General features: G+C 62.9%; 22 protein-coding genes. 5 read left to right on the forward strand and 17 right to left on the reverse strand.

The genetic code is table 11. The features are described 5' to 3' along the window. The first annotated feature begins 92 nt into the window (after positions 1-92). Complete coding sequence (locus tag CH92_RS10310; RefSeq protein ID WP_025241697.1) at positions 93-1001, forward strand: LysR family transcriptional regulator; 909 nt, start codon at positions 93-95, stop codon at positions 999-1001. 440 nt (positions 1002-1441) lie between these two features. Here CH92_RS10310 and CH92_RS10315 read toward each other — a convergent pair whose 3' ends face one another. From CH92_RS10315 to CH92_RS10330, 4 genes are all read right to left on the reverse strand, one after another. Continuing rightward, a complete protein-coding gene (locus CH92_RS10315) occupies positions 1442-1957 on the reverse strand; it encodes a helix-turn-helix domain-containing protein (RefSeq protein ID WP_025241698.1) in 516 nt (171 codons plus the stop codon). Between the two features lie 84 nt (positions 1958-2041). Next, a complete protein-coding gene (locus CH92_RS10320) occupies positions 2042-7525 on the reverse strand; it encodes an ATP-binding sensor histidine kinase (RefSeq protein ID WP_025241699.1) in 5484 nt (1827 codons plus the stop codon). Continuing rightward, entirely contained in the window at positions 7522-7887 is a 366-nt protein-coding gene (locus tag CH92_RS10325) for a response regulator transcription factor (protein WP_025241700.1), read from the reverse strand. Before CH92_RS10325 ends, CH92_RS10320 begins: the two co-directional genes overlap by 4 nt. Before the next feature lie 51 nt (positions 7888-7938). Further along, positions 7939-8925, reverse strand: coding sequence for a response regulator (locus CH92_RS10330; RefSeq protein WP_025241701.1), 987 nt, complete (start codon positions 8923-8925; stop codon positions 7939-7941). A gap of 183 nt (positions 8926-9108) precedes the next feature. Between CH92_RS10330 and CH92_RS10335 the strand changes: the two genes are divergently transcribed. The 4 genes from CH92_RS10335 (at position 9109) to ycaC (ending at position 13344) form a co-directional block, all read left to right on the forward strand. After that, entirely contained in the window at positions 9109-10017 is a 909-nt protein-coding gene (locus CH92_RS10335; protein WP_025241702.1) for a LysR family transcriptional regulator, read from the forward strand. A gap of 258 nt (positions 10018-10275) precedes the next feature. Beyond that, entirely contained in the window at positions 10276-11094 is an 819-nt protein-coding gene (locus CH92_RS10340) for an alpha/beta fold hydrolase (protein WP_025241703.1), read from the forward strand. Positions 11095-11100: 6 nt separating this feature from the next. Beyond that, a complete protein-coding gene (locus CH92_RS10345) occupies positions 11101-12696 on the forward strand; it encodes an MFS transporter (RefSeq protein WP_038622960.1) in 1596 nt (531 codons plus the stop codon). A gap of 24 nt (positions 12697-12720) precedes the next feature. Beyond that, positions 12721-13344 carry an isochorismate family cysteine hydrolase YcaC gene (gene ycaC, locus CH92_RS10350; protein WP_025241705.1) on the forward strand — a complete coding sequence of 208 codons (624 nt, stop codon included), beginning with the start codon at positions 12721-12723 and terminating at the stop codon, positions 13342-13344. Here the strand turns inward: ycaC and CH92_RS10355 are convergent. From CH92_RS10355 to CH92_RS10415, 13 genes are all read right to left on the reverse strand, one after another. Continuing rightward, positions 13331-13792 carry a helix-turn-helix domain-containing protein gene (locus tag CH92_RS10355; RefSeq protein ID WP_025241706.1) on the reverse strand — a complete coding sequence of 154 codons (462 nt, stop codon included), beginning with the start codon at positions 13790-13792 and terminating at the stop codon, positions 13331-13333. The genes ycaC and CH92_RS10355 overlap by 14 nt on opposite strands. Positions 13793-13989: 197 nt before the next feature. Beyond that, positions 13990-14940, reverse strand: a complete 951-nt coding sequence (locus CH92_RS10360; protein ID WP_025241707.1) for a GlxA family transcriptional regulator — start codon at positions 14938-14940, stop codon at positions 13990-13992. A gap of 122 nt (positions 14941-15062) precedes the next feature. Continuing rightward, positions 15063-17042: an amidohydrolase gene (locus tag CH92_RS10365; RefSeq protein WP_025241708.1), complete on the reverse strand. Its 1980-nt coding sequence runs from the start codon at positions 17040-17042 to the stop codon at positions 15063-15065. A 14-nt stretch (positions 17043-17056) separates the two neighbouring features. After that, positions 17057-17650: an antibiotic biosynthesis monooxygenase gene (locus CH92_RS10370; protein WP_051517556.1), complete on the reverse strand. Its 594-nt coding sequence runs from the start codon at positions 17648-17650 to the stop codon at positions 17057-17059. A 66-nt stretch (positions 17651-17716) separates the two neighbouring features. Beyond that, positions 17717-18697, reverse strand: coding sequence for an alpha/beta hydrolase (locus CH92_RS10375; RefSeq protein WP_051517557.1), 981 nt, complete (start codon positions 18695-18697; stop codon positions 17717-17719). A 55-nt stretch (positions 18698-18752) separates the two neighbouring features. Continuing rightward, complete coding sequence (locus CH92_RS10380; RefSeq protein WP_025241710.1) at positions 18753-19157, reverse strand: DoxX family protein; 405 nt, start codon at positions 19155-19157, stop codon at positions 18753-18755. Positions 19158-19225: 68 nt separating this feature from the next. After that, positions 19226-19879, reverse strand: a complete 654-nt coding sequence (locus CH92_RS10385) for a hydrolase (RefSeq protein WP_025241711.1) — start codon at positions 19877-19879, stop codon at positions 19226-19228. A 355-nt stretch (positions 19880-20234) separates the two neighbouring features. Next, positions 20235-20711 (reverse strand): DUF1348 family protein, encoded by a 477-nt coding sequence (locus tag CH92_RS10390; RefSeq protein ID WP_025241712.1) that lies wholly within the window; start codon positions 20709-20711, stop codon positions 20235-20237. An 88-nt stretch (positions 20712-20799) separates the two neighbouring features. Continuing rightward, positions 20800-21027: a hypothetical protein gene (locus CH92_RS10395; RefSeq protein ID WP_025241713.1), complete on the reverse strand. Its 228-nt coding sequence runs from the start codon at positions 21025-21027 to the stop codon at positions 20800-20802. A gap of 14 nt (positions 21028-21041) precedes the next feature. Continuing rightward, positions 21042-23102 (reverse strand): pyridoxamine 5'-phosphate oxidase family protein, encoded by a 2061-nt coding sequence (locus tag CH92_RS10400; protein WP_025241714.1) that lies wholly within the window; start codon positions 23100-23102, stop codon positions 21042-21044. Between the two features lie 52 nt (positions 23103-23154). After that, the gene (locus CH92_RS10405) at positions 23155-23784 is read right to left on the reverse strand and encodes a glutathione S-transferase family protein (RefSeq protein ID WP_025241715.1); all 630 of its coding nucleotides are present in this window, start codon (positions 23782-23784) and stop codon (positions 23155-23157) included. Positions 23785-23945: 161 nt separating this feature from the next. Then, on the reverse strand, positions 23946-24842 hold the full coding sequence (locus tag CH92_RS10410) for a LysR family transcriptional regulator (protein WP_025241716.1): 897 nt from the start codon (positions 24840-24842) through the stop codon (positions 23946-23948). Continuing rightward, positions 24839-25741, reverse strand: a complete 903-nt coding sequence (locus CH92_RS10415) for a LysR family transcriptional regulator (protein WP_200869651.1) — start codon at positions 25739-25741, stop codon at positions 24839-24841. Before CH92_RS10415 ends, CH92_RS10410 begins: the two co-directional genes overlap by 4 nt. Positions 25742-26361 lie beyond the last annotated feature (620 nt).

Here is a 26361-nt window from a genome sequence, read left to right on the forward strand (position 1 = left end):
GGTTGGCTCGTCTCGTGGGCATCAAGATGCGCCTGTTACACCGCACCGACTAGACGGACAAATTCGAAACAGGCTGTCGGGATTTCCGAACAATGATGAAGCTATCCGATGTGTCGGTATTCGTCGCCACGGCCGAGGTCGGCTCGATCACGTCGGCCGCGCGGCGGCTGGGGCTTGCCAAATCGGTGGTCAGCGAGCGGTTGGCGGCGCTGGAGCGTGACCTAGGCGTGCAGCTGATCCAGCGCACCACCCGGAAATTGTCGCTGACCGAGAGCGGCCGATGCTTTCTGCCGCGCGCACAGCGCATCCTTCGCGAAGCCGAAGAGGCTGCCGCCGAGCTGGCCGTGCGTAGCGGAACGCTCAGCGGCCCGCTGCGTCTTGCGGCGCCCGTCAGCTTCGGCATCCTCCATTTCGGCCCGGCGCTGTACCGGTTTCTCGCCCAGTACCCGGAAATCGACGTGTCACTGGAGCTAGACGACCGGTTCGTCGACGTCGCCGCCGAGGGCTTTGATGCGGTATTGAGGCATGGCGTAGTGGGCGATACGCGGCTGATCGCCAAACGGCTGACCGTCAGCCGCCGCGAACTCGTCGCCTCACCGGCTTATCTCGCAGAACACGGTTGCCCTGGTTCGCTCGACGAGCTCGCTTCGCACCGCGGCATCCTGTATTCGAACCGGGACAGCGATTGGCGCTTTGCGACCGGGAAGGGGTGGTCAGTGGTACGGCCGGCGGCCGGGCTGCGGGTCAACAACGGCATCGTCATGCGGGATGCTGCAATCGCCGGGCTGGGGATCGCGTTGTTGCCGACCTTTTTCGTCCACGAAAGCCTCGAGAGCGGGGCGCTGACGTCGATGGACATCGGCGTCCGGGCAGAAGGAGCCGAGCTATTCCTGACGTATCCGCCCGGTCACAGGAGTTCCGCAAAAATAAGGGCCCTCGCCGACAGCTTGCGCCAGAGTTTCGGTGATCCGCCGTATTGGGATCGGGACGACCCGCCGTGAGCCCGCGCCAGCCAGCGGGCATGATGCCGGGTAGCCCTGGGGCTCGGCAGGCGAGGAGACTTGTATCCATGGCAATTATTTGTTCGCACAGAAATCGCTCAATAACTTTGCTGCTGCAGGTGTGCATCGTCTGCTTTTGACCGGCCGCAAGCGTCGCTTTACAGGAGCGATGTTTGACGATTCCGCTCCATGATCGGCATATGAAGTGGCCATGCTCGTATAGGTTCGTCAGGCGCAGTTTCAATCGCGTAACCCATGGGTCTCTCAGCTGTGAGTCGCGGGTCAGCCCGTCATCGCTAGGTGCACCGAACTCCGGTGTATCTGTGATCTGTGGAAGCTCTTCAGCCTTTGGGCGCACGGGAGCAGCAATGGACGTTGGCACGCCGTATTCATTCAGGAATAGTTACCCCAACGGGCATATCCCACGAGGCAGTGGCCACTCAGTCGTTGTTGAGCTGCAGTTGCTCTCGTTGCCAGCGTTTAGGCGTGGTGCCGACAAGCTTGCTGAACATCCGGCTGAAGTGAGACTGGTCAGCGAAGCCACACTCCAGGCTTATCCGGCAGAGCGAAAGTGAGCCATCGGCCAGCAGTTCCTGAGCGCGGCGAACCCGCCATTGCAAAGACCAATCTTGCGGCGACATTCCGGTGGCTTTCTTGAACGCTCGGGAGAAATGGCTTCGGGACATCGCGCACTGCTCAGCAACATCAGCTATGAACAGCTTGGCGTGCACACTGCCGGCCAGGATTTCCTTGGCCTTACGCTCTTGCCAAGGCGCAAGAGCGATGCGCTCCTGGCTAACCGATGCTTGGGTTTGGTAGCGCTCCAGCAGGTGTTGGCATAGACGTCGGCCGACCTGGCAGAGCGTGTCGGGGTCGGAGCGCTCGTCCGACTCGAGTACGGCGTGCAGGCTAAGCGCGAGGTGGTAGGTCTCGGTATCCAGCGTGGCGGTATTCATGACGTGTCTCCGTGAGAAGTGGAGACAGCTTGCGGCTGGCACTACAGGCGAGTCCTTTGCTTTTCCTTAAAAGAACTTAAGAGGTCAGGCGGGTCGATAGAGGGGTAGGGTGAAATAGAACAGGCTCCTGTCGTTACGTCCCTGTGTGAAACCAAGCCTGCCGCCGTGAGCGGCAATGATCGACGAGCAAATCGACAGGCCCATGCCCATACCGGTCGCCTTGGTGCTGAAGAATGTCTCGAAGATCCGGCCCTGTTTGTCGAGAGGTACTCCAGGGCCGGAGTCCTCGACCATCACCAGCATCTCCTCGGCTGCAACTTGCATCTGGATGCCCAGGCAGCGGGTGCGCGGAGGCAGCGCCTGCATGGCTTCGGCGGCATTGGTTATCAGATTGCGGATGACTTGCTGCAACTGAACCGTGTCGCCTTCAACGAGGCTTCTCGAGCTTCCAGACCCAATCTGCAACATGACGCTGATGCGCCGGTCGTCCAGGTCGGGGCGTGTTACCGCCAGCACCTGGCGAATGACTCGATCAAGGGCGATCGGCTTGCGCAACGTTGGGGCCTGTCGGGCCAGGGCTCGCATGGCACGGACGATATCCGCGGCGCGCTGGCCTTCGGTGTGAATGTCATGCAAACCCTCCAGCGCTTCGCCGAGCTCCGGCTGCGGCCGCTCTAGCCAGCGGATGCTGGCACCGGCATTGGAGAGAATCGAGGCCAGCGGCTGGTTGATCTCGTGGGCGATCGACGCGGCCAGTTCGCCGAGCATGGTCGCCTGCGAAGTGCGGTCCATTTCGGCCCGTGCCGCCCGCAATGCGGTTTCGGTCTGGCGCCGTTCGGTGGTGTCCAGTATCACGCCGATGAACGCGTCGGTGCCGTCCGGCTCGGCGGCCAGCTCGAGATGCCGCGGTAAGCCGTCGAGCGAGACCGTCCGGAACTCGAGTCGAAAGGCATCTAGGCGGATCGTCGCCGCTTCCAGGGCGTGGAGGAACAGGGGACGGTCTTCGGCATGCACGAGGACCGCAGGATCGTGCCGGTAGTTGTCGTCTTTCGGCACGGCAAGCCCGAGTTCGTTAAGCAGCCGCTGAGTCCAGAACGAGCGATCACTCTGGTATTTCCAGACAAAAGTGCCGTAGCGACTGACTTCCTGACCAATAGCCAGGAGCGCTTGGGTGCGCCGAAGGGTGCCCTCGCTTTCGCGGCGTCGCTGGTTTTCCGCGAGTAGGTCCGTATACAGCCGTGCGGTGCTCAGCGATATCGCCGCCTGTGCCGCGAGCAGCTGCAGCACATCGACACGTGTGGGATCGAAGGCCCCCGATGCCAGGCGATTCTCGAGGTACAGCACGCCGACTACGGCGTTGCGCTGGAGCAGCGGCAGGCACAGCAACGAGCCATTCTCGACATCGGACAGGTAGCGGTCCTCGCCGAAGCGACGTAGCGCCTCGGCACCGTTGATGACCATCGGCTCGCCACAGCCCATGACCCGTAGCGCGAGGCTCAGTGGCGCGGCTTCGGCCGCAAGAGTGTTCGGGCGAAGGGCGATGCCGACGCCGTTGTCCCTGGTCTGGCCCACCGCCTCGACACGCAGGACGCCACCTTCCTGCAGCAGCAGCGCAGCGTAGGTGGCGCCGGCATGGACGGCCGCATTTTCAAGCAGGGTGCAGACCAGCGTATCGGGTTCTATTTCGCGGGACAGCGCCTGGCACGCGCGAGTGATGGACAGCATGTCCAGCTGTGCTCCGCCCGGCAACGTGCGGCCCGTGATCGGCCCGAGGACTGGTTGAGAAAGGAACGAGTGCTCGGCCTCGAGCTGTTTGGCCAGCGTATGAGCGCCCCAGCGACGCCAGGCATCACGGGCCTGATGTAAATGGTTCCGGGCGCTGGTCGTCAAACCGAGGTCGGCATTGCAGCGCGCCGCGAATTCGTGACAGAGCCCCTGAAGATGGACCGCAGCGCATTGCTCGGCCTTGCTGATCGCCTCGTCGTAACGCTGCAGAGCGTCCAGCGGCCGACCTTGCAGGCGTAAGAGCTCTGCCTCCGCAAGCGCCAGGCGGTCACCAAAATAGCGTGGGTTAAGCGCGGCCCACAGACGCAGCATATGCATCGGCTGGTCGAACGACTGCGGCTGTCCGGTCGAGGTCTGCAGCGCGGCGCGGTTGAGAACGGTGAACAGCGCCAGATCGATAAGGTGAATATGCGCTGGTGCGGACCAGACCAATGTCCATGCCTTGTCGAGCTGCACCGCAGCCGCTTCGGCGTCGCCTTCGAGCAGGCGGATCAGCCCCTCGAACAGTGACCACCAGAAGCGCAGCGGGCCCATCTGGCTGTCAGCCACCCGCTGCGCCAGTTCCTCATCGGTCGGTATCGGCACGCTACCTGCGCCGTCACCGGCCAGACGGCGGATATAGCGTGCCTGGGTATGCAGGATGGTTTGCGCGTCCTGAAATTCCAGGTCGCCGGCCAGCGCCAGCCCCGCGTCGATGTGCCGGAGCATGCGCTCGATGGGCGCCCCCATTACCAGCAGGTCGGAGACGATGTGGTTGTTCGCATAGCAGGCGAAGGTTGGCGAACCCTGGTCGATGCTGGTGCGGTATGCCGCCTCGGCACATTCGAGAGCGAACGGCAGTGGCTTGGTCCAGACACTGACCTGGTCCAGCGCTACCAGAACCGCCGTACGGTTGCCGGAATAGCCCGGCTTGTTCGCGATGGCATGCGCCGCGCTGGTGTATTCCAGACCTTCGGAATAGCGCTCGAACCGGTCGGCACTGATGACCCCGAGCCAGGCAAGGCCAAGCACGCCTGCCGAACTCATGCCGTGATGCAGGGTGAGCAGGGCGATACGGCTGCTGGCCAGCAGCAACAGGTTCGGCTGCACGAACGAGCCGGGAATCATCAGTGCTGCGAGCAATTCGAGTGCTGCGTGGGAGTGGGCGTCAGTAATAGGGAGCAATTCGGTGAACAGGGCGGCAGGGCGCCCGCCCAACGCTTTCTGCAAGGCCTGCCATGCGTCTTCGGCCTGTTGCGCGGTGGGCGCGTGCGGCACGGCGGCGTCGAACAGGGCCAGGCCTTCGATTACCGTGCCGACGGCGCTGCGATAATCGCCTCGCAGCGAATGAATTTCACACCGCAGGCGGTAGAACTCAGCGCGCTCCAGTGGATCGTCGGTACTGACCAGAAGGCGAGCGATTTGCTGGTCGGCGGCGGCCAAGTCCGCACTCAGAATCAGGCACTGCGCGAGCAGCAATGCCACTTGGCGGCCCTCTGCGCTACCCGGTTCCACCATCCGTTCGGCCTCGGTCAGGTATTCGAGCGCGGTCTGGGCAGCTGCAGAGGCCAGTGCCAGACGCGCCGCGCGAATCAGCAGTTCGCGAAAGGCCGTTTTCTGTGTGTCGTCCATCGGCAGATCCGCCGCGCGCAGGACATGCGCGGCGACCCAGAACACCGCCTCCGCGTCGGAGTCAGCAGACATTCGGTTCAGCAGCGCATGAGCGAATTCCACCCGCATTCGCGTTTCGCTGACGCAGGGGATGCGCGCCAGTATCGACTCCCAAACGACGTCATGGCTGAATGACAGCCCCTCGCGGTGCTCGTTGATCAGGCCGGCTTTAAACGCCGGGCGCAGCCGGTTGAGCAGCTGCGGTACATCGACTCGGCAGACGGTCGCAAGGCTGTCTAGCGGGGTGGGGTTATTGAGAATCGCAAGCGCGCCAAGAGCCTCGCGCGTGGTCGATGGAAGCTGTTCCAGTCGTGATTCCATCAGCGCTGCCACATCGCTTAGTAGCGGGACCTGGTTGGCCGCCACGCACGGCCTCGCAGAGTCACGCAACATGGCTACGAACTGGGTGACATAGAGTGGGTTGCCATTGCCCCGCCGGCACAAACGGCCGGCCAGGAGCTGATGCTCCTGCGGCTGCAGTGCGAGCGTGCGTTGCAGCAGTTGGTTGACGTCGCGCGGCGTCAACGGTTGCAGGGCGATATCCAGCGTTCTCGGCGCCAGCGTGTACCAACGGCTATGGGGTGCGGTCGTGTCGAAGCCGCTCGGTTCGCCGCTGTCGCGGTAGGCCAGGATCAGCAGCAGATGGTCGAAGTTGTGCGGTGACAATTCGCTGAGAAAGCCCTGAGATTCGCCGTCTATCCATTGAACGTCATCGAGAAACAGCACCAGCGGTCGGCGATCGGTGGCTAGCACGGCTAACACCCGCTGGATCATCCCGTGCAAGTGTCGGCGGGCTTCACTGACCGGCGGGCAGTTGCTCCCGGGCGGCAGGTTACCGGTCAACCACTCGAGCTCGGGTATGACCCGCGCAAGCATGTCGCCGTGCTCGCCGACGGCTGCGCGCAGCTGCTCGCCCCAGTGGCGTACGGCTTCCGGCGTACCGCCTGCCAAATGCGCGAACAGAGAACCGAGCGCGGTGGAGAGGGCCGCGTAGGGCAAACGATGGCGAGACTGCTCGCATTTGCCTCCGGCGAACGCGATGGTTTCGCTGTCCAGACTGGCGCGCCACTGACGCACCAGCGAAGTCTTGCCGATGCCTGCCTCGCCATGGAGGAGCACGACGCCGCCTTGCCCGCGACTCAAGCGGGCCTGTGCCGCCTGTAGGCTGGTCAGCTCGACGCTGCGTCCGACCAGCGCAGCGTCAGCATCGCGCGAACGGGGTAGTGCTCGATGCACACTGCCGGTTTCCTGCCATTCGCTCAGGCAGCGCTGAAGCTCGGACGCCACGCTGTCCGCACTAGCCGGCCGCCTGCTGGGCTGCTTGTCCAACAGGGCCAGCAGCAGGTCATCAATTGCTGCGGGTATTCCCGGCCGCGATGCTGAAACGGACGGCGCCTGGACCGCACGGTGCTGGTGCAGCCATTGCATCGGATTTTGCGCGCTGAACGGTTTTTGCCCGGCAAGCAATTCGAAAAGACTGATGCCCAATGCATACAGGTCGCCGAGCGGCGAGGATGCCTGCGCTGAGCGGCCGGCCTGTTCCGGCGCGAGGTACGGAAGGCTGTTCTCGGAGCGTGGCAAGCCTTCGTCCGGCGACTCGTCGCTCAGCGCGGCGAACGCGAAACCGGTCAGCTTCACCGTGTTGTCGTTTCCGAGTATCAGATTATGCGGGCGGATATCCCGATGAACCAATCCTTGGCGATGCGCCTGGGCCAGTGCGACGCACGCCGCGATGGCCAGCTGGAGGAAGCGGTCGACTGAAAGCGTTGTGCTCGTGAGGGCCGACAGCGGTACGCCGTCGTCATCATCCAAGACCAGTACGGGTCCGTCCGGCATGCTCAGGCGCGCCAGTGGTATCACGGCCCAGCTGGGCTGCAGTCGTGGGCCGATTGCGTACTCCCGGTCGAGTCGGGCCAACCCCCAAAGGGACGCCTGCTGATTGGCACGTAGCATCAACCAGCCACGTCCGACAGACGCATCATGGGCACGCCAACGGGTCAGCTCACAACAACCATCGATTGCCTGCCACTGCAGACGGGCCAGCCAGGCGTCGTCAAAGCTCGGCATACGCGTCGGCATACGCGTCGGCGCTGCGAGTGGCGCGGCGGAAGACGGTTGCGTCGGTGCGTTCATGGGCGCTCCTTCAAGATGTTCGCCAGTGCCTCGATCAGCGCGTCGGCGGTGAACGGCTTTTTCAGCAATTGCACGGCGCCACCGGCCAGCGCTTGGCCAATCATCGTTTCGCTGGCGTGCGCCGACATGCAGATCACCGGCACGCTGTCGCCGGAGGCACGCAGCACAGCCAGCACATCTTGGCCGTGCATACCGGGCATCCACAGATCAAGAAGCACACAGGCGGCTCGTTGCCTCCAGGGCGAAGCCAGGAACAGATCGCCAGACTCGAAGCAGACCGGCTCGTAACCGGCCGATTTCAGCAAATTGGCGACACTCTTGCGGATGGAGCGCGCATCATCCACGACACAAACGGCTGGCATGTTCGGCCTTCGACAGGGAGCGGACAGGGGGCAAAGATCCGCATTGTGCGATCAGGCCGTCTGGACGTAGGGGACGGTGTCCGAGAGCAACTGCAGCACGCGACCCACCCGAACCAGGTCTACCAGAGTGCGCGCCCCGAGTTTTGTCATGACGTGCTTTTTATGCACCTTGACCGTCACTTCCTGCAGGCTGAGTCGGGCGGCGATCTCCTTGTTCAGTTGGCCCGCAATGAGGCCCAGAAATACCTGTTTCTCCCGTTCACTCAGGGTCGCGAAGCAGGCGCGTAGCGATGTCAGTTGCAGGCTCTGAGCGTGGCGCAGACGTGCCCGTGACATTGCTTCGCGTACTGCATCGAGCAGCTGCGCTTCGCCGATCGGCTTGGTGAGAAACCCTTCGGCACCTGCCTTCATCGCGCGAACCGACAATTCGATGGTGCCGTAGCCGGTCATGAACAGGATCGGGAAGGGCGCGTCGCGCCGGACGAGCTCTTGCTGCAAATCAAACCCGCTGCCTTCGCTTAACCGCACATCGAGTAGCAAACAGCCTGGCGCATCGAAGTTACAGACCCGCATGAAGGCCTCGGCCGAGGCATGGCTGGTGGCGGAAATGCCGGCGGCACGCAACTGGCGCACCAGGGCGGCACGGACCGCTGGCTCGTCATCGATCACATGCACGTCTGCAGTGACTGGTGGGGTTGTGGCTGTGTTGCTCGAAGCGTTGACCGTTGCCGCCGGGCCGCATTGCACCGAGTGCAGCAAATTCAATCGATAGCCACGGCGCGGTACGGTTTCCAGCAGATTGCGATCGAGACCGAGCGCCTTTCGCAGCGTTGAGATCTGCACCTGCAGATTGTTTTCTTCGACCACGGTGTTGGGCCAGGCGGCGTCGATCAGCTCCTCCTTGGTCACCAGCCGATTAGGGGCCGCCAGCAATGATTCGAGAATGTCGAACGCGCGGCTACCGAGGCGCACCGATGCGCCCTCGCGAAACACCTCGCGCCGCTCTACGGATACCCATGCTTCACCTAGCCGAATCATGCCGTTACCCGCTTTCTTTCACTCATGTACGTGCTTTCTGATCGCTACCAACAGGCACCCTAGTTGAGAAATCTGACCGTCTCAACCGCGACCATGGCCGGGGTGCAAATGAGCACAAATATTCAAGGGATGCCCTTATCGGTGTGCTCGAATGACAGGACCAGCCGCATACCTGGACGACCGATGAACAGAAGCGAACTGCGCCACCTGGACATGAGCCTGCTGGTAATTTTCGAAGCCCTGATGAACGAGCGAAACCTGACCCGGGTGGGTGAAAAGCTGTTCATCACGCAGTCGACCGTGAGCGCCGCATTGAGTCGCTTGCGTGACCTGTTCGATGATCCATTGTTGATTCGCAGCGGCCGGCAGATGGAGCCAACCGCGCGGGCGCTGCACATCTACGAAGAGCTGCGCCCGGCGCTGGATACCATTTCCTCGGCGGTCAGTCGGGCCAAGGCGTTCGAGCCGGCGACCAGCACCAATGTGTTTCGCCTGGGGCTGTCCGACGATGCCGAGTTCGGTCTGTTTCCGCAGCTGCTGGCGACGCTGCAGCAGGAGGCGCCAAATATCGTGGTGGTGGTGCGGCGCGCCAACTACCTGCTGATGCCTGCATTGCTTTCAACCGGCGAGATATCGGTCGGCGTCAGCTACACGACCGATCTGCCTGCCAACGCCAAGCGCAGGAAGCTGCGCGACATCGGCGTCAAGGTGCTGCGTGGCGATCTACGTCCGGGCCCGCTGACCCTCGACGAATACTGCGCACGGCCGCACGCGCTGGTGTCTTTCTCGGGCGATCTGTCGGGCAACATCGACCTGGACCTGGCATGCCTCGGTCGCAGTCGACGGGTGGTGCTCGCCGTTCCGCAATTCGGCAGCCTGCGCGCACTGCTGCGTAACACTGAAATGATCGCTACCGTGCCCGACTACGCGGCGTGCATCCTTGCCGAGGATGGCAGCTTGCGTGCAGACGACACACCCTTCGAGGTCAACAGGGCCGAGCTGTCTATGGCCTGGGGCGGTGCCTACGACAGCGACCCGGCCGAAACCTGGTTGCGTGAACACATTCGCCAATCCATGGCTGCACCGGCCTGACGGTTCAGTCAGCACACCATCTGAAACCGCACTTTTGTGGCTGGGCTCGCCGCCTAGCCGCGTCTTTTCCCGCCGCTTTGACGCGGTGTGCTCGTGACAAGATCCCGCCGAGCCGGCAAGCGCCTGCTCGGAGTCAGCGGCCTGCCTGGCTCCGGAGCGCTGCGGCAAGTACCGGATGCAAAGCAGCACATGCGTGCAATCCCGCATACGTCGTTACGCCGATAGTGAGGACCTATTCCACCGACCCAGAGATTCCTCATGAGCACGTTCGTAACCCGTGATGGCACCGAGATCTATTTCAAAGACTGGGGTACCGGCAAGCCGGTGCTGTTCAGCCACGGTTGGCCGCTAGATGCCGACATGTGGGAATACCAGATGGAGTACCTGAGCAGCCGTGGCTATCGCACCATCGCCTTCGACCGCCGCGGGTTCGGCCGCTCCAGCCAGCCGTGGAACGGCTACGACTACGACACCTTCGCCGATGACATCGCCCAGCTGATCGAGCACCTCGACCTGCGCGACGTGACGCTGGTGGGCTTCTCCATGGGCGGCGGCGATGTCACTCGTTACATCGGTCGTCACGGTACGGCGCGTGTCGCCAAGCTGGCGCTGCTCGGCGCGGTGACCCCGATCTTCGGCCAAAGCGCCGACTTCCCACAGGGCGTTGATGCGTCAGTGTTCGCGGGCATCAAGGACGGGCTGCTTAAGGATCGGGCGCAGTTCATCACCGATTTCGCGCCGGCCTTCTATGGCATCAACCAGGGCCAGCAGGTGTCCGACGGCGTACTGACACAGACCCTGAACATCGCGCTGATGGCCTCCCTCAAAGGCACGTTGGACTGCGTGACGGCATTCTCCGAGACCGATTTCCGCCAGGACATGGCCAAGGTCGACGTACCGCTGCTGGTCATTCACGGCGATGCCGACCAGATCGTCCCGTTCGAAACCACCGGCAAGCTCGCCGCGGACATGGTCGAGGGCGCGCAACTGAAAGTGTATGAAGGCGCCCCGCATGGCTTTGCCGTGACTCATGCGCAGCAACTCAACGAAGACCTGCTCGCGTTCGTCGCGAGCTGACCGGCCATGGACCAGGTGCGCAGTACGACGGCTTCGCCATGGCAGCCGTTGCGGGTCAAGGTGTTTCGCTGGCTGTGGCTGGCGAGCATCGCCTCCAACATCGGCACCTGGATGCACGAGGTCGGTGCCGGCTGGCTGATGACCTCGCTGTCCGCTAGCCCGCTGGCTGTTGCGCTGGTGCAGGTCGCCGGTGCGCTGCCGGTTTTCATGCTGGCGCTGCCAGCCGGCGCCCTGGCCGACATCGTCGACAAACGTCGCTATCTACTCGCGGTCCAGCTGTGGATGGCGACCACCGCATTGCTGCTGGCCATGCTGACGCTGGGCGGGTTGATGAGCGTGACGCTGCTGCTGGTGCTGACCTTCTCGATGGGAATCGGCACTGCGCTGATGATGCCGGCATGGTCCGCGCTGGCGCCGGAGCTCGTTGATCGCCAGTCGCTGCCGGCGGCGGTCGCGCTGTCGAGCCTCGGTGTCAACGTGGCGAGGGCGATCGGCCCGGCGATTGCCGGTGTGCTGGTCAGCCTGAGCGGCCCTTGGCTGACCTTTGCGCTCAACGCGGTATCGTTTTTTGCGGTAATCGGCGCGCTGCTGGCCTGGCGCCGTGCGCCGCGCGAGTCGGTGCTGCCCGCCGAGCGGTTGTTCGGTGCGATGCGGGCCGGTATGCGCTATGCGCGCAGCTCCAACGCGTTACAGGCGGTGTTGGTGCGGACCGCCGCATTTTTCATCGGCGCCTCCGCGGGCATGGCGCTGCTGCCGGTGCTGGTTCGCCAGGCGCTCGGCGGCACGGCGCTGGATTACGGCGCACTGCTCGGCTGTGTAGGGCTCGGCGCGGTGATCGGTGCGGTGTTTCTTTCCAAGCTGCGGGCGCGCTACAGCGGCGACCAGATCGTGCTGTTCGCCAGCCTGGCTTATGCCTGCGTCTTGCTGGGCCTGGCCTGGATCCGCTCGCTGGTGGGTCTTGCGCCGCTGATGCTGATCAGCGGCATGGCCTGGATCGCCGTGCTGTCGAGCCTGCAATTGGCCGCGCAGACCTCCGTGCCGGCATGGGTTCGCGCCCGTGCACTGTCGGTGTACATCCTGGTGTTCTTCGGCAGTTCAGCGCTGGGCGGCCTCGCCTGGGGCGCCGTGGCCAGCCATTTTTCACTGACCGCCGCCTTTGCCGGTGGTGGAGGGCTGCTGATCCTCGGCGTGTTGGCACGCTGGCACTTCCCGCTACCTGCCACTGAGGCCGATGACCTGGCGCCCTCGTTGCACTGGCCAACGCCGCTACTCGACGACGCGCTCGACCAGGAACGCGGCCCGGTGATGATCACCCTCGATTACTGCATCGCGCCCGCCGATGCCGGTGCCTTCCGCCACGCCATGCAGGACGTGCGGCGTATGCGAACACGAAACGGCGCGTTTTCCTGGGGCCTGGTGCAAGACAGCGAAGACCCGCGGCGCTGGCAGGAGTTCTTCTTCGACGAGTCCTGGCTCGAGCACCTGCGTCACCACGGTCGGGTAACCCGCGCTGAACAACGTATCGAGGCTGAAGCACGTCGTTTTCAGAACCCGAACACATCCATTCAGATTCGCCACATGTTGGCCGCGCCGCGCGGCTGACCCATCCCAAGTAAGGAGATACCCATGAGCAAACCCTACAATCGCTTGAACAAGGACGATGCCGTCGTACTGCTGGTCGACCATCAGGCCGGCTTGATCTCCCTCGTTCAGGACTTCACCCCGAGCGACTTCAAGAACAACGTGCTGGCCCTGGCCGCTTGCGCCAAGTTCTTCGAACTGCCAACCATCCTCACCACCAGCTTCGAGCAAGGCCCCAACGGCCCGCTCGTGCCCGAGCTTAAAGAGATGTTCCCGGATGCGCCCTATGTAGCCCGGCCCGGCCAGATCAACGCCTGGGACAACGAGGACTTCGTCGCAGCGATCAAGCGTACCGGCCGCAAGCAGCTGATCATCGCCGGCGTGGTCACCGATGTGTGCGTCGCGTTCCCGACCCTGTCGGCAATCGCCGAAGGCTTCGAAGTGTTCGTTGTCACCGATGCCTCCGGCACCTTCGACAAGACCGTGCAGCAGGCGGCCTGGGCGCGCATGAGCGCTTCGGGTGCGCAGTTGATGAACTGGTTCTCGGTTGCCTGCGAGCTGCACCGCGACTGGCGCAACGACATCGAGGGGCTGGGCAGCCTGCTGTCCAACCACATCCCCAACTACCGCAACCTGATGACCAGCTACTTCACCCTTATCGGCAAGTAGCGCGGTAGCGGTCTTCGGCCGGCACGTTGACGGCGCGCTGGCCGGGCCGCTTGTTCGCGATCCGGTTGTCTTGCAGCACGGAGAGCCGCCATTGGCTTGGCGCGCTACCAACCAGGCGGCGAAATACACGTGAGAAGTGCGCTTGATCGGCGAACCCGCAATCCTGGGCGATCCGCGTGAGCAGGCTGTCGCCAAGTAACAGCTGTTGTGCTCGCTCGATACGTCTGCGGGTCAGCCATTGCTGCGGCGACAGGCCGGTGGTGCCCTGAAAAGCGCGTGAGAAGTGACAGCGCGATTGGGCGCATTCGCGAGCCAATTGCGCAATCGACAGGCTGCTGCCGAGGCTGGCCTCGATCAATGCTTTGGCGCGTTCTTCCTGCCAGACCGATAAGCGATCATTGCGACCTGAACCTGATGCTGAAACTCGTGCGGGTGAATGGCTGCTCATCCGATGCGTCTCCCTGTGTCTGAGATGGCGCTACGGGCCTTACATCTGGCGGGGCACGCCCTGAACGAGGCGTTATAAACCCGGCCGAACGACTGACTCGGCATTCCGAAGCAGGGTCAATGATGGCGTCATCGTACGACTCGGCAAACGGCAGGGTAGGGACGTACACGGACATGGTGGGGCCGGATACGGACAGCTCAGCCGAACTGGTGGCGATACTGCGCCGGGGTCAAGCCGAGACGTTCGCAAAACTGGATGCGCATGCAGCGCACGCTGCGAAACCCGCAACGATAGGCGATCGTCTTGAGCGGCAGATCGCTGCTTTCTAGCAACTGCCGGGCACGGTCGACACGTGCGCTATGGACGAAATCCATCGGCGTCATCCCGGTCTCACCGGAAAAGGTGCGGGCGAAATGGCGAGGGCTGAGGCCGGCGACCAAGGCCAGGCTGTCGACGCTGAGTTCCTGCTCGAGATTGTCCAGCGCATGTTGATGTGCGCGCGCGACCGGTGAACCCTCCCTGGCGACTTCGGCTAGCAGCGGGCTGAACTGGGCCTGACCACCCTGACGCTTCATCGCCACCAACAACACCTTGGCCACGTTGACCGCAACGGGCTTGCCGTGATCCTCCTCGATGATGGCCAGCGCCATGTCGATGCCTGCCGTGACGCCGCCAGAGGTAATCAGCTTGCCGTCACGCACATAGATCCGGTCGGTTTCCACTCGTGCGCGCGGGAAGCGCTGCGCGAGTCGCTCGTTGTAATTCCAGTGCGTAGCGACCTGGCAGCCATCCAGCAGGCCCGCCGCGCCAAGAATGAACGCGCCGGTACATACCGAACCGAAGCTGCTGACGGCCGTACAGGCCTGCTGCAGCCAGGGTTGCCACGCCGAATGGTCACCGTTGTAAGCGCCTGGCCCACCTGGCACAAGCAAAAGGTCGATGGGGTCGGGGAGGTTCTCGAGGGTGTGATCAGCAAGCAGGCGGATGCCGTTGGAGGCCCGAACTTCGGCCGTAACCACGCCGATGGTGCACAACTGGTAGTGATCGGTGGGGGCGAGGTATCGGTTGGCGATCGAAAACACATCGGCAGGGCCGAAGATATCCAGCGACAAGACGTCGTCAAAAAGAAGGATCGCTATACGCTTCATGTGGCTGCGTTCGTCGGCTGGCATCGCCCGGAATGCGCAAGCATAGCAAGCGGGCCGGCCTGGAGGACGACGAAACGCTGCGCGCGGGATGGCTCCAGCGCGCAGTGGGCACTAAACCAACGTTAGAAGGCGAAGCAGGAACAGCCGAAGGAGCCCCAGAACTCTTGGAAGTCACTGACAGGGACCTTGGACAGACGTGCCCGTTCATGACTGTGGCTATGTACCGCACAAGGGCCGCTGCATTGATGCACCTGAGCCGCGAGCGGCGCGGTGGGCTTCCAGTGGCCCGGCACCAGGGCTACCGGTGACCAGTCCGGCAGCACCGGCAGGGACGGCGGCGCCAGTTGATCGAACTCGCCCGCGCCATAGACGATCTTGCCGTCGACCACAGTCAGCACTGATTCGAGCCATTTGATTTGCTCTTCCTCGACGCTGAAAAAATCCGCCGAGAGCGCGACCAGGTCGGCCAGCTGACCCACCTTGATCTGACCCTTCTTGCCTTGTTCGTTGGAGAACCAGGCGCTGCCGTGGGTGAACAGCTGCAGTGCGATGTCTCGCGAGAGGCCTTGCGGATACAGCTCCATGCCGCCGACCGTCTTGCCGCTGACGAGCCAGTACAAGGAGGTCCAAGGGTTGTAGCTGGAGACTCGGGTGGCATCGGTGCCAGCGCCGACCGGCACACCTTCGGCGAGCATGCGCTGGATCGGTGGGGTCTGCTCGGCGGCTTTGGCGCCGTAGCGATCGACGAAATACTCGCCCTGGAAGGCCATGCGGTCCTGGATGGCGATGCCACCGCCAAGTGCACGCACGCGCTCGATGTTGCGCGGGCTGATGGTCTCGGCGTGGTCGAAGAACCAGGGCAGGCCATTGAACGGCATGTCGCGGTCGACCTTTTCGAAGACATCGAGCATGCGGCTGATGGATTCGTCGTAGGTGGCGTGCAGGCGGAACGGCCAGCGATTTTCTACCAGCAGGCGCACCACCGGCTCCAGTTCGTCCTCCATGCTCGGCGCCAGGTCCGGGCGCGGCTCGAGGAAGTCCTCGAAATCGGCGGCTGAGAACACCAGCATCTCGCCCGCACCGTTGTGACGGAAGAAGTCGCTGCCCTGGCCATAGGTGACCGACCCGGTCCAGCGCTTGAAATCCTCGATCTCTTCCTTGGGCTTCTGGGTGAACAGGTTGTAGGCGATGCGCACGCTCAGTTGTCCTTCGCTGGCGAGCTGCTCGATCACCTCGTAGTCGTCCGGGTAGTTCTGGAAGCCGCCGCCGGCATCGATGGCGCTGGTCACACCGAGGCGGTTGAGCTCGCGCATGAACTGCCGGGTCGAGTTGACCTGGTATTCCAGCGGCAGCTTCGGCCCCTTGGCCAGGGTGGAGTAGAGCAGCATCGCGTTCGGTCGGGCGATCAGCATACCGGTGGGGTTGCCGGAGCCGTCGCGGACGATCTCGCCGCCGGGCGGGTTCGGCGTGTTGCGGTCGTAGCCCACCACCCGCAGCGCGGCGCGGTTGAGCAGGGCGCGATCATAGAGGTGCAAGATGAACACCGGGGTGTCCGGCGCCGCCTGGTTGATCTCCTCGAGCGTAGGCATGCGCCGCTCGGCGAACTGGAATTCGTTCCAGCCGCCAACCACGCGCACCCACTGCGGCGACGGCGTGCGCTCGGCCTGCGCTTTCAGCATGCGCAGCGCGTCAGCCAGCGACGGTACGCCTTCCCAACGCAGTTCGAGGTTGTAGTTCAGCCCGCCGCGAATCAGATGCAGGTGCGAGTCGATCAGCCCTGGAACGACGGTGCGTTTTTGCAAGTCGACCATCCGAGTACCGGCCCGACGTAGCGCCATGACCTCGGTGTCGCTGCCGACGGCGACGAACTTGCCGCTTTCGACCGCCACGGCGCTGACCCGAGGTTTTTCAGGGTCGACGGTGTGGATGCGGCCGTTGTAAAGAATCAGATCTGCGTTCATATGCGCTCCAGCAGCGAAGTGAGTTGTGCCGGCGGCAGTGCCAGCAAATGGCAAGGAAGACCAGAGCGCGCCGGCCGCGCCAAGCAGCGAGCCGGTGGCAATAAAGCGGCGGCGGTCTGGGTCGAAGGGTGGCTGCGGCATCCTGATGGAACTCCTCAATGCGCGTTCAGCCAACCGGCGAACCAGCGGGTGACGCGAGGCATGAACAGGTAGACGACGAGCAGCACGATGCTCAGCGTAATCACGACGTTGCTGGCAACGTAGCCGCCTAGCCAAGGCAGGGCGGCGAACGCCGGTTGCCATAGGGACGGAACCAGCAGGCTCAGCGGAAGGATGACCATGAAGGTGATACAGGCTTGCTTCCAGCGTGGCGGCACGAAGTCGCTGTCTGTCGGGTTGAACCAGAATTCACGGGCCCGGTTGATCTCCGTGACGTCGCCATCGGCCAGCAACGGGCCGACCTCGGTGATGAGCTGTCGGCGGTCATCGGATTCGAGCCAGGTCTGCAATTGCGCGGGGCTGGCGAAGCGCAGCACCGAAGTGAACAGGTGGCTGCCGTCGGCTTCGCTGCGAATCACGTCTACCCCGAGGTGGCCGGGATAGCCGGCGGCGGTGCTGACGGTACGGCGCAGCCAGCGTTCGTAGTCGCTATGCCGGCCGGGCTGGACGCGATGGCGCACCAGTAGCGTGACCAGGTCTTGCGCCTCTGAAGCACTCAAGTCGCAAGCTTCCACAGTGGAATCACTCATGCCGAGATACTCCTGCCAGTTCGAAAGGCCAGGCGAGCCGCGGCAAGCGGTCCGCCCGGATCAGGTTTACTTCAGATGTTGGCGCAGGGCATCACCGGCCTGACGCATGGCCAGCTGCACTTCGGGCGCTGTGGCCAAGACGTTGAGCAGGCCGAAGTCGTGAATCATCCCGTTGTAGCGCACCGAGGTAACCGGCACGCTGGCGGCGTCCAGCTTGCGTGCATAGGCTTCGCCTTCATCGCGTAGCACATCGAACTCGGCGGTCTGCACCAGTGCCGGTGGCAGTCCGCTCAGTTGTTCGGGAGTGGCCCGCAGCGGCGAGGCGTGGATCTGCGCGCGCTCGGTCGCGTCGGTGGTGTAGCTGTTCCAGAACCACTCCATCATCGGCTTGGTGAGGAAGTGGCCTTGGGGGAACTGGTTGTAGGAAGCGTTGTTGAAGTTGGCGTCGGTGACAGGCCACAGCAGAAGCTGGAATTTCAGCGCAGGCGTACCTTTTTCCTTGGCCATCAACGCCACCACCGCGGTCATGTTGCCGCCGACGCTGTTGCCGGCGACGGCCAACCGCTTGCCATCGACGTTGATTTCCTTGCCGTGCTCAGCCACCCAGCGGGTCGCGGCGTAAGCCTGGTTGATCGCGGTGGGGTAGCGCGCCTCGGGCGACGGGGTGTAATCGACATAGACGGCCGCGGCACCTGAATTGACAACCAGGTCGCGAATCAGTCGTGCGTGGGTCGGGTAATCGCCGAGCACCCAGCCGCCGCCGTGGAAGAACATGAAGGCGGGCAGCGTGCCCGACGCGCCTTCGGGCCGGACAATGGTGAGCTTGATCGATTGGCCGTCGACCTTGATGGTTTTGCCTTCAACGGCGACGCCGGAAGTGTCGACCTGACTGCCTGCCTGCGCGCCGGTCAGTACCGCTCGGGCATCCTTCGGCGAGAGGGTTTCCAGCGGCTGACCCCCGCCGCTGGCGAGGGCGTCGAGAAAGGCTTGGGTTTGGTGTTCTACGCCAGGGCTGCCGGCGGCGAACGTGGCGAGCGAGCTGCTCATGACGAGGGCGCCAAGCAGCTATGTGGTCGGTTTCATCGGTGAAGCTCCATTTCGGTCAAGCAAACAAGGGGTGACGCGCCGCCAAGCGCAGGCGTACGGCATAGCGTCCGGGGCCGGCGAGTAGCACGGTGGTGAACAGAATCATCAGCAGCCAGCCGAACTGACCCTCGGCCAGGGTCCACTGCGGATGAACCAACAGCAGCGAAACCAGCAACAGCACAAGAATCGGTACACATGCCGCGCGGGTAAAAAGGCCAAGCATGATCAGCAGCGGGCAGACCACCTCGGCGAAGATCGCCAGAGACAGCGTCAGCGGCGCACCGAGCCCGAGCGGGTCCTCGATGAGCGTCAATTCATGGGTGTAGTCGAGTAGCTTGGGCAGGCCGTGCACAACGAGCAGCAGGGCCGAGCCGGTCAGGCGCAGAAACAGCAATGCCGCGTCGGTCGAACGAAGGTTCATGCCGTGCTCCGAAGGTTCGTCGGTTGTACGGGAAGTAGCCCAACCCGTCTGGCGGGTCGGGCTGCCGCTCAATGGCCTTCGGAGGCGTTGAACATGCTCTTGGCGTAGATCAGGCCGAGGCCGTAGGCGCCGCCGTTCGAGATGGCGGTCTTGACTGTCTCGTCGTAGGTCTCGCCGCGGGCCCAGTCACGTTGCAGTTCGAGCAGGTACTGGAGTGAAGTCATCGGCCGTGCGCCGAGCTGGATCATGCGCTGCATGGCCATGTCGTGGGCTTCGGTGGACACGTCGCCGCAGGCGTCGGCGATCACGTACACCTCGAAGCCCTGGTCCAGTGCCGAGAGTGCTGGGCCGACGATGCATACCGAGGTCCAGAGACCGGCAAGAACGATCTTGGGCTTGCCGAAGGCATTCACTTCCTCGGAAATCCGTCCGTCTTCCCACGTGTTCATGGTGGTGCGGTCGATCACGTGCTTTTCCGGAAAGACCGATTTGATCTCGTCGAAGATCGGACCGGAAAAGCTCTTCTCGGCGACCGTGGTGAGGATGGTCGATACCTTGAACTCCCGAGCGGCCTTGGCGACCAACGCGGCGTTGTTGCGCAGCGACACGGCGTCGATCGACTTGGTGGCGAAGGCCATCTGCGATTGATGGTCGATCATGATCAGGGTGTGGTTGGTGACATCCAGCAGGGTTTTGCCGGGTTCAGCTTTGGCGAAGGCCATGACGTGTTCCTCGTGATTCGTGGAGTGGGCGAGGAGGAGTGTGTGCCGCAGGCCATGGCCGAGCTTGCAGGCACGTGCTGTTTTGGAACGGATGTGAGGATTAGTTGCGTGCCGCTTGAATCAGTCGATCCGCAAACCGGTCCAGTGGTGGATCAGCGCGGCGCGTAAGGGCCAAGGGCAGCGGATGCCTAGGAGACGGCTCAGACCAATGGCGCAGATCCAAGACCCACAAGCGTCTGTGCGCTCTGGATCGATAATGGCGGCCGGAGAGGTCCCGGAAATCGGCCCAAAGCGGGTGCCTGTGCGGCGGCCCTAAAGGGCGAGCCGCAACTCCATCCAAGGGCGTGGGTTGAGGTTACAGCCCTAGCTGCGAAAGGCCTGGATGGTCATCGGGGCGACGACCCAATGGCCAACGAAATTTGCGCTCAGACTCTTGAATGGGCAGGTCGTTGATACAGGCAAATCGATGGGCCATCAGACCGTTTTCATCAAACTCCCAGTTCTCGTTGCCGTAGGAGCGGAACCAGTTGCCAGAGTCGTCGTGCCATTCGTAGGCATAACGCACAGCGATCCTGTTGTCGATAAACGCCCAAAGCTCCTTGATCAAGCGGTACTCAAGTTCTTTGCTCCATTTACGCTGCAGAAACGCCTGCGCCTCGGCACGGGTTGTCATGAACTCCGCGCGGTTGCGCCATCGGGTATCGAGGGTATAAGCCAAGGCGACTCTGGCCGCATCGCGGCTGTTCCAACCGTCTTCGGCAAGGCGAACCTTGAGCGTGGCAGACTCCTCGGTGAAAGGAGGGATAGGCTGACGAATTTCAGCGGTAGACATGGCGGTTCTCCTGTTTTTCCAAAAAGGGGGAATGGCGTGCTGCACAGTGTCCGCGTTCCCGTCGACCGAGCGGCTGTGATCTATTTTCTTACCAACTGAAATGGCGCTTGAACCAAATCGATGCAGTTGTTTTCGTCGCATGTGTCGGGTACTCCGCGCCGATCACCAACTGCGGCAGCAGATAGTTCGCCTCCCATTCCTGATCCGAGTCGCGCAGACGTGAGTGTGTGGACGAGTTGCAGCCGGCACTCGCGGCACCGCTGTCCCACATTGCACAGGCGCCATGTTCTGCGGTGATGAGTTTTTCTCCGTTCATGTCGCAGCCCCTCACTAAAGGTCAAGAACCAAGGGTTGGATACCGTCTGCATGTTCCGCAGGGACCGCGCAGCAGATCAGCACGGTGTCGTTTGCCGGCATTTCTGCCGGTGGATTTGGGTAATGCACGTTGCCGCTGACAAGCCGCGTCTTGCAGGTTCCACAAGAGCCACCACGGCAACTGTAGTCGGGGCTTAGGCCACGGCTTTCCGCCAGATCCAGCAGGCTGCCACTGCCTGGCGTCCAGCGAGCCTCCTTCGCCGATGTCGAGAAATAGACCGGCACAGGACCGCTAGCCACAGGTAGCTGTGCCGGTGCGGCATGCTGCTCGACCGCTAAACGCCTCAACGCCGAGGGGCCGAATGCCTCGGCATGAATGCGCTCATCAAGGATGTTCAGGGCACGCAGCCCGTCGTACATGTCCTGAAGAAAGGTCGCCGGCCCGCACAGGTAAAAGTCATAGTCATCCAGCGGCAGCCGAGCCTTCACCTGGGCAAAGTCAAGGCGCCCGGTTATTTCGTAGTCGCGGCCAGCCACAGCGTCGGCACCGGGGCTGCTTAATGCGCGGTGGAGGTGCAACCGCTCGGCATCGTGCTGTTGCAGTGCCTTGAGTTCTGCCTGGAAGGGAAGGTCCTCCAGCGTTCTGGCGCTTTGGAACAGATGTACATGGCGTTGCCGCTGGTGCTGGTGATTGTGAGCGGCCAGCTCCCTGAACATGGAGAGCAGGGGAGTGATGCCAACCCCCGCACCCATCAATACCACCGGCCGTTCGGTTTCTGCCATCAGGGTGAAGTTGCCCATTGGCGGGCGAACCTCCAGCAAATCGCCCACTTGAACCTGGCTGTGCAGGTGATGGGAGATCAGCCCCTGTGCTTTGACGCTGACTCGGATGTGCCCGTCGGAGGGAGCGCTGGAGACGCTGTAGGTGCGGATCAGCGGCGTCTCGGTACCGGGTACCTGGAGGCGAACCGGCATGTGCTGCCCTGGTGTGAAAGCAACCGCAGCATCGTCCAATGGCTGGATAAAGAACGAGCGAATGTCCGTGCTCTCCTGCTGGATCTGTGTCACTCGCCATGGATGCCACTGCCGGCGTTGTTCGTTCTGGCGCAGCTTCTCTTCCGCTTCCGCCCAGGTACCGGTGGCCAGGCTGGTCGGAGCGTAGTCGTGGAACGCCCAGCGCAGCGATGTGGCGGCCGGCCGCAGCACCACCTGATCAACATCGAAGGTCCAGAGGCGTTCGGCGCCTTCAAACGCGTGGATCATCGGGCTGTCCAGAATCAACTCGGTGCGGCCGGTGAGCTGCAGCATGTCGCCGCTGGCGAAATCGACAAACAGCAGCCCGGCGACGGGATTGGCCTGCAGGTTGCCCAACGTGTTGAAGAACAGGTTGCCCGCATAGTCGGGTATGGCCAGCCGGTTACCTTCGATTTTGACGAAGCCGGCGCGCCCACCGCGGTGTGAGACGTCCACCGAGCGGTTGTGCGGGTCATGGTCGAAGTAGCTGGCGACGAAGAGGGTGTCAGCCGCGCGGATCATCTCGGTTGTTCGGGCATTCAGGGCGGTGAAGTCCTGGCGCACTGCACGGCCAGCCGCCTGCCGTGGAGAATGCTCAAAGCTCCTTGCCTGGATGTATTTGGGGCAGTTGCCGTAGGAATGCTCGACCGCCACTGCAAGGCCATCGGCAGAAACCTGCTGGATCACCCCGTTGATGCGATTGCGCCGACGCGTGTGCAACTCGATGCCGAGCAACCCGATGGCGAGGCCGGCTTGCAGGCCAGCAGCGGCCGGGTCCTGCTCGTCGGGCCGTGCAGCCAGGAGCAGTTGCTTCGGGTCCGCTGAGGTGACGAAACCCTCTGGCCCTTCAAGCAGGGTCGCCCAGGGACGCTGCTGCGCGTCCACTGCGCCGACCACCATAAAGGGCAGTTGCCGATAGAAATCTCGGTGCTGGTCCGGCATGTAGTGGCGAATGACCTTTTGCCCGATAACCTCCATCCGTTCAGAGACGCTGGTCATTTCCTGGAGCGCTTTTTCTCCGGGATGCCAGGGCGAGCGACGGTGCTTGGGAAGGTGATCCATGGAACGCGCTCCTCGAGAGGGCTACCGGACAACCCGGCAGCCTGTTGCCGGCTCAGTTGGCGTGCAGGCCCGCTGCGGTGCGCTGCATCGGCACGAAACCGGGCAGGGCTTCTACCCGCTCCAGCCAGGCGCGCACATTTGGGTAGGCTTCGAGCGAGACATTGCCTTCCGGGGCGTGGGCGATGTAGGTGTAGTTGGCGACATCGGCAATGGTGGCGGTATCGCCGGCCAAGAACGGGCTGGTCGCCAGTTCGCTGTCCATAACCTTGAGCAAGGCGTGGGCGCGAGCGATGACATCCTCGGCATTCAGGGCCGCGCCGAACACGGTTATCAGGCGCGCCGAGGCCGCGCCGAAGGCAAGTTGGCCTGCCGCCACCGAAAGCCAGCGCTGAACGCGCGCAGCAGCAAGCGGGTCGTCAGCCAGCCAGTTTCCGTCACCATATTTCTTGGCTAGGTACACCAGGATGGCGTTGGAGTCGCTGAGAATGGTGCCGTTGTCATCGATGACCGGAACTTGGCCAAAGGCGTTTATCGCCAGGAATTCAGGCTTCTTGTGCGCTCCGTTGGCCAGGTCGACGAACACCAGTTCGGTCGGCAGCTTCAGCAGTGAGAGCAGCAGCTCGACACGATGGGCGTGGCCGGAAAGGGGGTGGCGATAGAGTTTGATGGCTGGCTGAGACATGGTGTGGCTCCGTGTGGGGTCGGGGGAATTCAGCGCAGCGGCTCTTGCGCTGGTGGGTCCATGCTGCGCCTGCTTGCGGCTCAGCAGAATCACCATGCAGAGCAATGCATAATTTCGTTTTCTAAAAGAGTGGCGCTGCGCACTGGCGTGGCAGGCCGGCGCTAGCCAAGGAATGCGGGATGGACGCGCAGCTTTGGTGTGGCGAAGTCGATGAAGGTGCGCACGCGGGCTTCGGCCTGGCGACCATCGCGGTAGATCAGCTGTGCGGGCAGGTTCTGGCTGGCAAAACCGCTCAATACCGGTTCGAGCGAGCCACGTTTCAATTCGAGGTGCGCCTCGTAGCTCATGCAGCGGATCAGGCCCAGGCCCAAGATCGCGGCATGAATGGCCGCACTCGGGGTCGTGCACGTCAGCACTGACGCCGGTCTTACCAGGCGGGTAGAACGCTCGCAGCGAAAACGCCATCCACTTTGTTGGCCCGGCGTCAACACGCTGCGGTGCGCTTTGAGGTCCTCGGGCGTCTGCGGCCGCCCCCACTTCGCCAGGTAAGCGGGAGAGCCGCAGACGATCGGCTGCACCATACCCACCGGCATGGCGAATCCGGAGGAATCCGGCAGGTGGCCCATCACCAGAGCGACATCAATGTTTTCTTCAAGCAGTTTGGGTATGCCTTCGTATGCCCGGGTGACCAGGTATACCTCGGGGAACGCCGCCAGGTATTCGAGGGCAATTGGCATGAATACTTGCTGATCCATCAGCGGTGGCAACGACACGATCAATCGTCCGGCAGGGCGCGCGTGTATGCCGGCGGCGGAGCGCTCGGCAACGGCGGTTTGTTCGATGATCTGCCGACAGTTGGCGGCGAACCGCTCCCCCTCCGGGGTCAGGCTGACACCGCGGGGTCCGCGCAGCAGCAAGGTGTTGTTCAGACGTGCCTCCAGGGAGGCAATGCTGCGCATGACGGTCGCTGGCGAGAGATTCAGCTGCCGCGCTGCTGCCGCCAGGCTGCCGAGTTGTGCCACGGCTTCGAACACCTGCATCTGGCGATAACGGCTCATTCGCTAAGCGCTCCGCCCCTTTGCAGCGCCGGGTCTTGAAGGAAACGGCTGGCACAGAAATCGACAAAGGTAAGGACCTTGGCCGGCACCCGCCCACTGCCCTGATAGAGCAGGTGCACCGGCAATGCTTCTGCTTCGTAGGTGTCGAGGATGATCTCCAGCTCCCCCTTGGCGACTTGCTCAGCCACCTGATAAGACAGCACCCGTGTGAGCCCCCAGCCCTGCCGCGCGGCGTTGATCGCCGCTTGATTGGAACTCACCATTAGACGCGGTTCAGGGTGCAGAGTGAGGGTGCTTGCCCCCAGGTTGAATTGCCAATCAGTGAGCAAGCTGCTGGCTGAAGACATCACGATGGGAGCCGACATTACGTCCTTGGGCTCTTGCGGCCGACCAAAGCGTTCGAGAAATGCCGGGGCGGCGCAGATGACCGGGCGAATGTGGCCGACCTTGATGGCCTGCAAGCCAGTCTCCGGCAGCCGGCCGATGCGTATGGCAACGTCGACGCCTTCGTCCACCATGTTCACCAGGCGATCCACCAACAGGGCGTTGATCGTCACCTGCGGGTGCGTCGACAAATACTCCGTGATCAGTGGAATCAGATACAGCTCGCCGAACATTACGGGGGCTGTCACGGTTAGGTTACCCCGCACACGAATGCTACTACCGGCGGCCATTTCCTCGGCTTCGTCCAGATCCAGCAGGATGCGCTTGCAGTCCTCCACGTAGCGCCGGCCCGCTTCGGTCAGGCGCAGGCTACGCGTGCTACGTGCCAGCAGCAGCGTGCCTAACCGTTTCTCCAGGCCCGCTATCACGCGGGTTACGCTGGGCGGCGACATGCCCACCAGCTTGGCCCCACCGGTAAAGCTTTCCGCCTCGGCAACAGCCAGCAGTACTGTCATTTCCTGAAACCTGTCCACGCTCACCGTCCAGCTTCAATGCTTATTTGAAGAGTTGCATAAAAGACTTGTTCGCGTGGCGTTTTAGCACAGCCCACTACTGAAACGTGATGTCACCTTACCCGCTCCGCTTCACTGGCAGTGCGTTCGAGAATCTGCTTGAAGCTCACGACAAGCTGTTCGCCCGCCACGCTAGGGTTGACGCCACGTAACCCTCAGAGCAGCGGCGTGTGGGAGGTCCGTCGATGAGCGGCGTTTCATTGGTGTGCCAACTAACCAAGCGGGGTTTATCTATAGGAAATTGAGCGAAGCGAGACCCGCCAATTAGCTTCTGAACAGCTCGACAGACACTCACCCCAACAGCGATACGGGCATTGTCGGGCCGCACCGTCCAGCCGGCAGGACATGGCGGACGTCGGTGTGTATCGATGGGTGAGCATGTCCAGGTTTCCGGGCATATTGAATGGACGTAGCGAGTAGCGAGCCGCACGGCACCTTGGTCGCAGAGCGCTCTTTTCACGGCATCCCAGCCTTTTCACCACCTTTGCCCGGGTCTGGCACGGCTTTCGCTCTTGGTTTTCCACGGTCTCGCTTGTTATCCCAATCGCACCGCGAATGCGGGG

Source organism: Stutzerimonas stutzeri (assembly GCF_000590475.1).
Lineage (GTDB): Bacteria > Pseudomonadota > Gammaproteobacteria > Pseudomonadales > Pseudomonadaceae > Stutzerimonas > Stutzerimonas stutzeri_D.

Bases quoted from the DNA above. Each gene is read 5' to 3' on its own strand.
- CH92_RS10375 (WP_051517557.1), bottom strand. From the start codon at position 18,697: ATGAGCAGCTCGCTCGCCACGTTCGCCGCCGGCAGCCCTGGCGTAGAA.
- CH92_RS10385 (WP_025241711.1), bottom strand. From the start codon at position 19,879: ATGGCCTTCGCCAAAGCTGAACCCGGCAAAACCCTGCTGGATGTCACC.
- CH92_RS10355 (WP_025241706.1), bottom strand. From the start codon at position 13,792: ATGAGCAGCCATTCACCCGCACGAGTTTCAGCATCAGGTTCAGGTCGC.
- CH92_RS10320 (WP_025241699.1), bottom strand. From the start codon at position 7,525: ATGAACGCACCGACGCAACCGTCTTCCGCCGCGCCACTCGCAGCGCCG.
- CH92_RS10315 (WP_025241698.1), bottom strand. From the start codon at position 1,957: ATGAATACCGCCACGCTGGATACCGAGACCTACCACCTCGCGCTTAGC.
- CH92_RS10380 (WP_025241710.1), bottom strand. From the start codon at position 19,157: ATGAACCTTCGTTCGACCGACGCGGCATTGCTGTTTCTGCGCCTGACC.
- CH92_RS10365 (WP_025241708.1), bottom strand. From the start codon at position 17,042: ATGCCGCAGCCACCCTTCGACCCAGACCGCCGCCGCTTTATTGCCACC.
- ycaC (WP_025241705.1), top strand. From the start codon at position 12,721: ATGAGCAAACCCTACAATCGCTTGAACAAGGACGATGCCGTCGTACTG.
- CH92_RS10345 (WP_038622960.1), top strand. From the start codon at position 11,101: ATGGACCAGGTGCGCAGTACGACGGCTTCGCCATGGCAGCCGTTGCGG.
- CH92_RS10330 (WP_025241701.1), bottom strand. From the start codon at position 8,925: ATGATTCGGCTAGGTGAAGCATGGGTATCCGTAGAGCGGCGCGAGGTG.
- CH92_RS10360 (WP_025241707.1), bottom strand. From the start codon at position 14,940: ATGAAGCGTATAGCGATCCTTCTTTTTGACGACGTCTTGTCGCTGGAT.
- CH92_RS10310 (WP_025241697.1), top strand. From the start codon at position 93: ATGATGAAGCTATCCGATGTGTCGGTATTCGTCGCCACGGCCGAGGTC.
- CH92_RS10405 (WP_025241715.1), bottom strand. From the start codon at position 23,784: ATGTCTCAGCCAGCCATCAAACTCTATCGCCACCCCCTTTCCGGCCAC.
- CH92_RS10325 (WP_025241700.1), bottom strand. From the start codon at position 7,887: ATGCCAGCCGTTTGTGTCGTGGATGATGCGCGCTCCATCCGCAAGAGT.
- CH92_RS10370 (WP_051517556.1), bottom strand. From the start codon at position 17,650: ATGAGTGATTCCACTGTGGAAGCTTGCGACTTGAGTGCTTCAGAGGCG.
- CH92_RS10410 (WP_025241716.1), bottom strand. From the start codon at position 24,842: ATGAGCCGTTATCGCCAGATGCAGGTGTTCGAAGCCGTGGCACAACTC.
- CH92_RS10390 (WP_025241712.1), bottom strand. From the start codon at position 20,711: ATGTCTACCGCTGAAATTCGTCAGCCTATCCCTCCTTTCACCGAGGAG.
- CH92_RS10400 (WP_025241714.1), bottom strand. From the start codon at position 23,102: ATGGATCACCTTCCCAAGCACCGTCGCTCGCCCTGGCATCCCGGAGAA.
- CH92_RS10340 (WP_025241703.1), top strand. From the start codon at position 10,276: ATGAGCACGTTCGTAACCCGTGATGGCACCGAGATCTATTTCAAAGAC.
- CH92_RS10335 (WP_025241702.1), top strand. From the start codon at position 9,109: ATGAACAGAAGCGAACTGCGCCACCTGGACATGAGCCTGCTGGTAATT.
- CH92_RS10415 (WP_200869651.1), bottom strand. From the start codon at position 25,741: ATGACAGTACTGCTGGCTGTTGCCGAGGCGGAAAGCTTTACCGGTGGG.
- CH92_RS10395 (WP_025241713.1), bottom strand. From the start codon at position 21,027: ATGAACGGAGAAAAACTCATCACCGCAGAACATGGCGCCTGTGCAATG.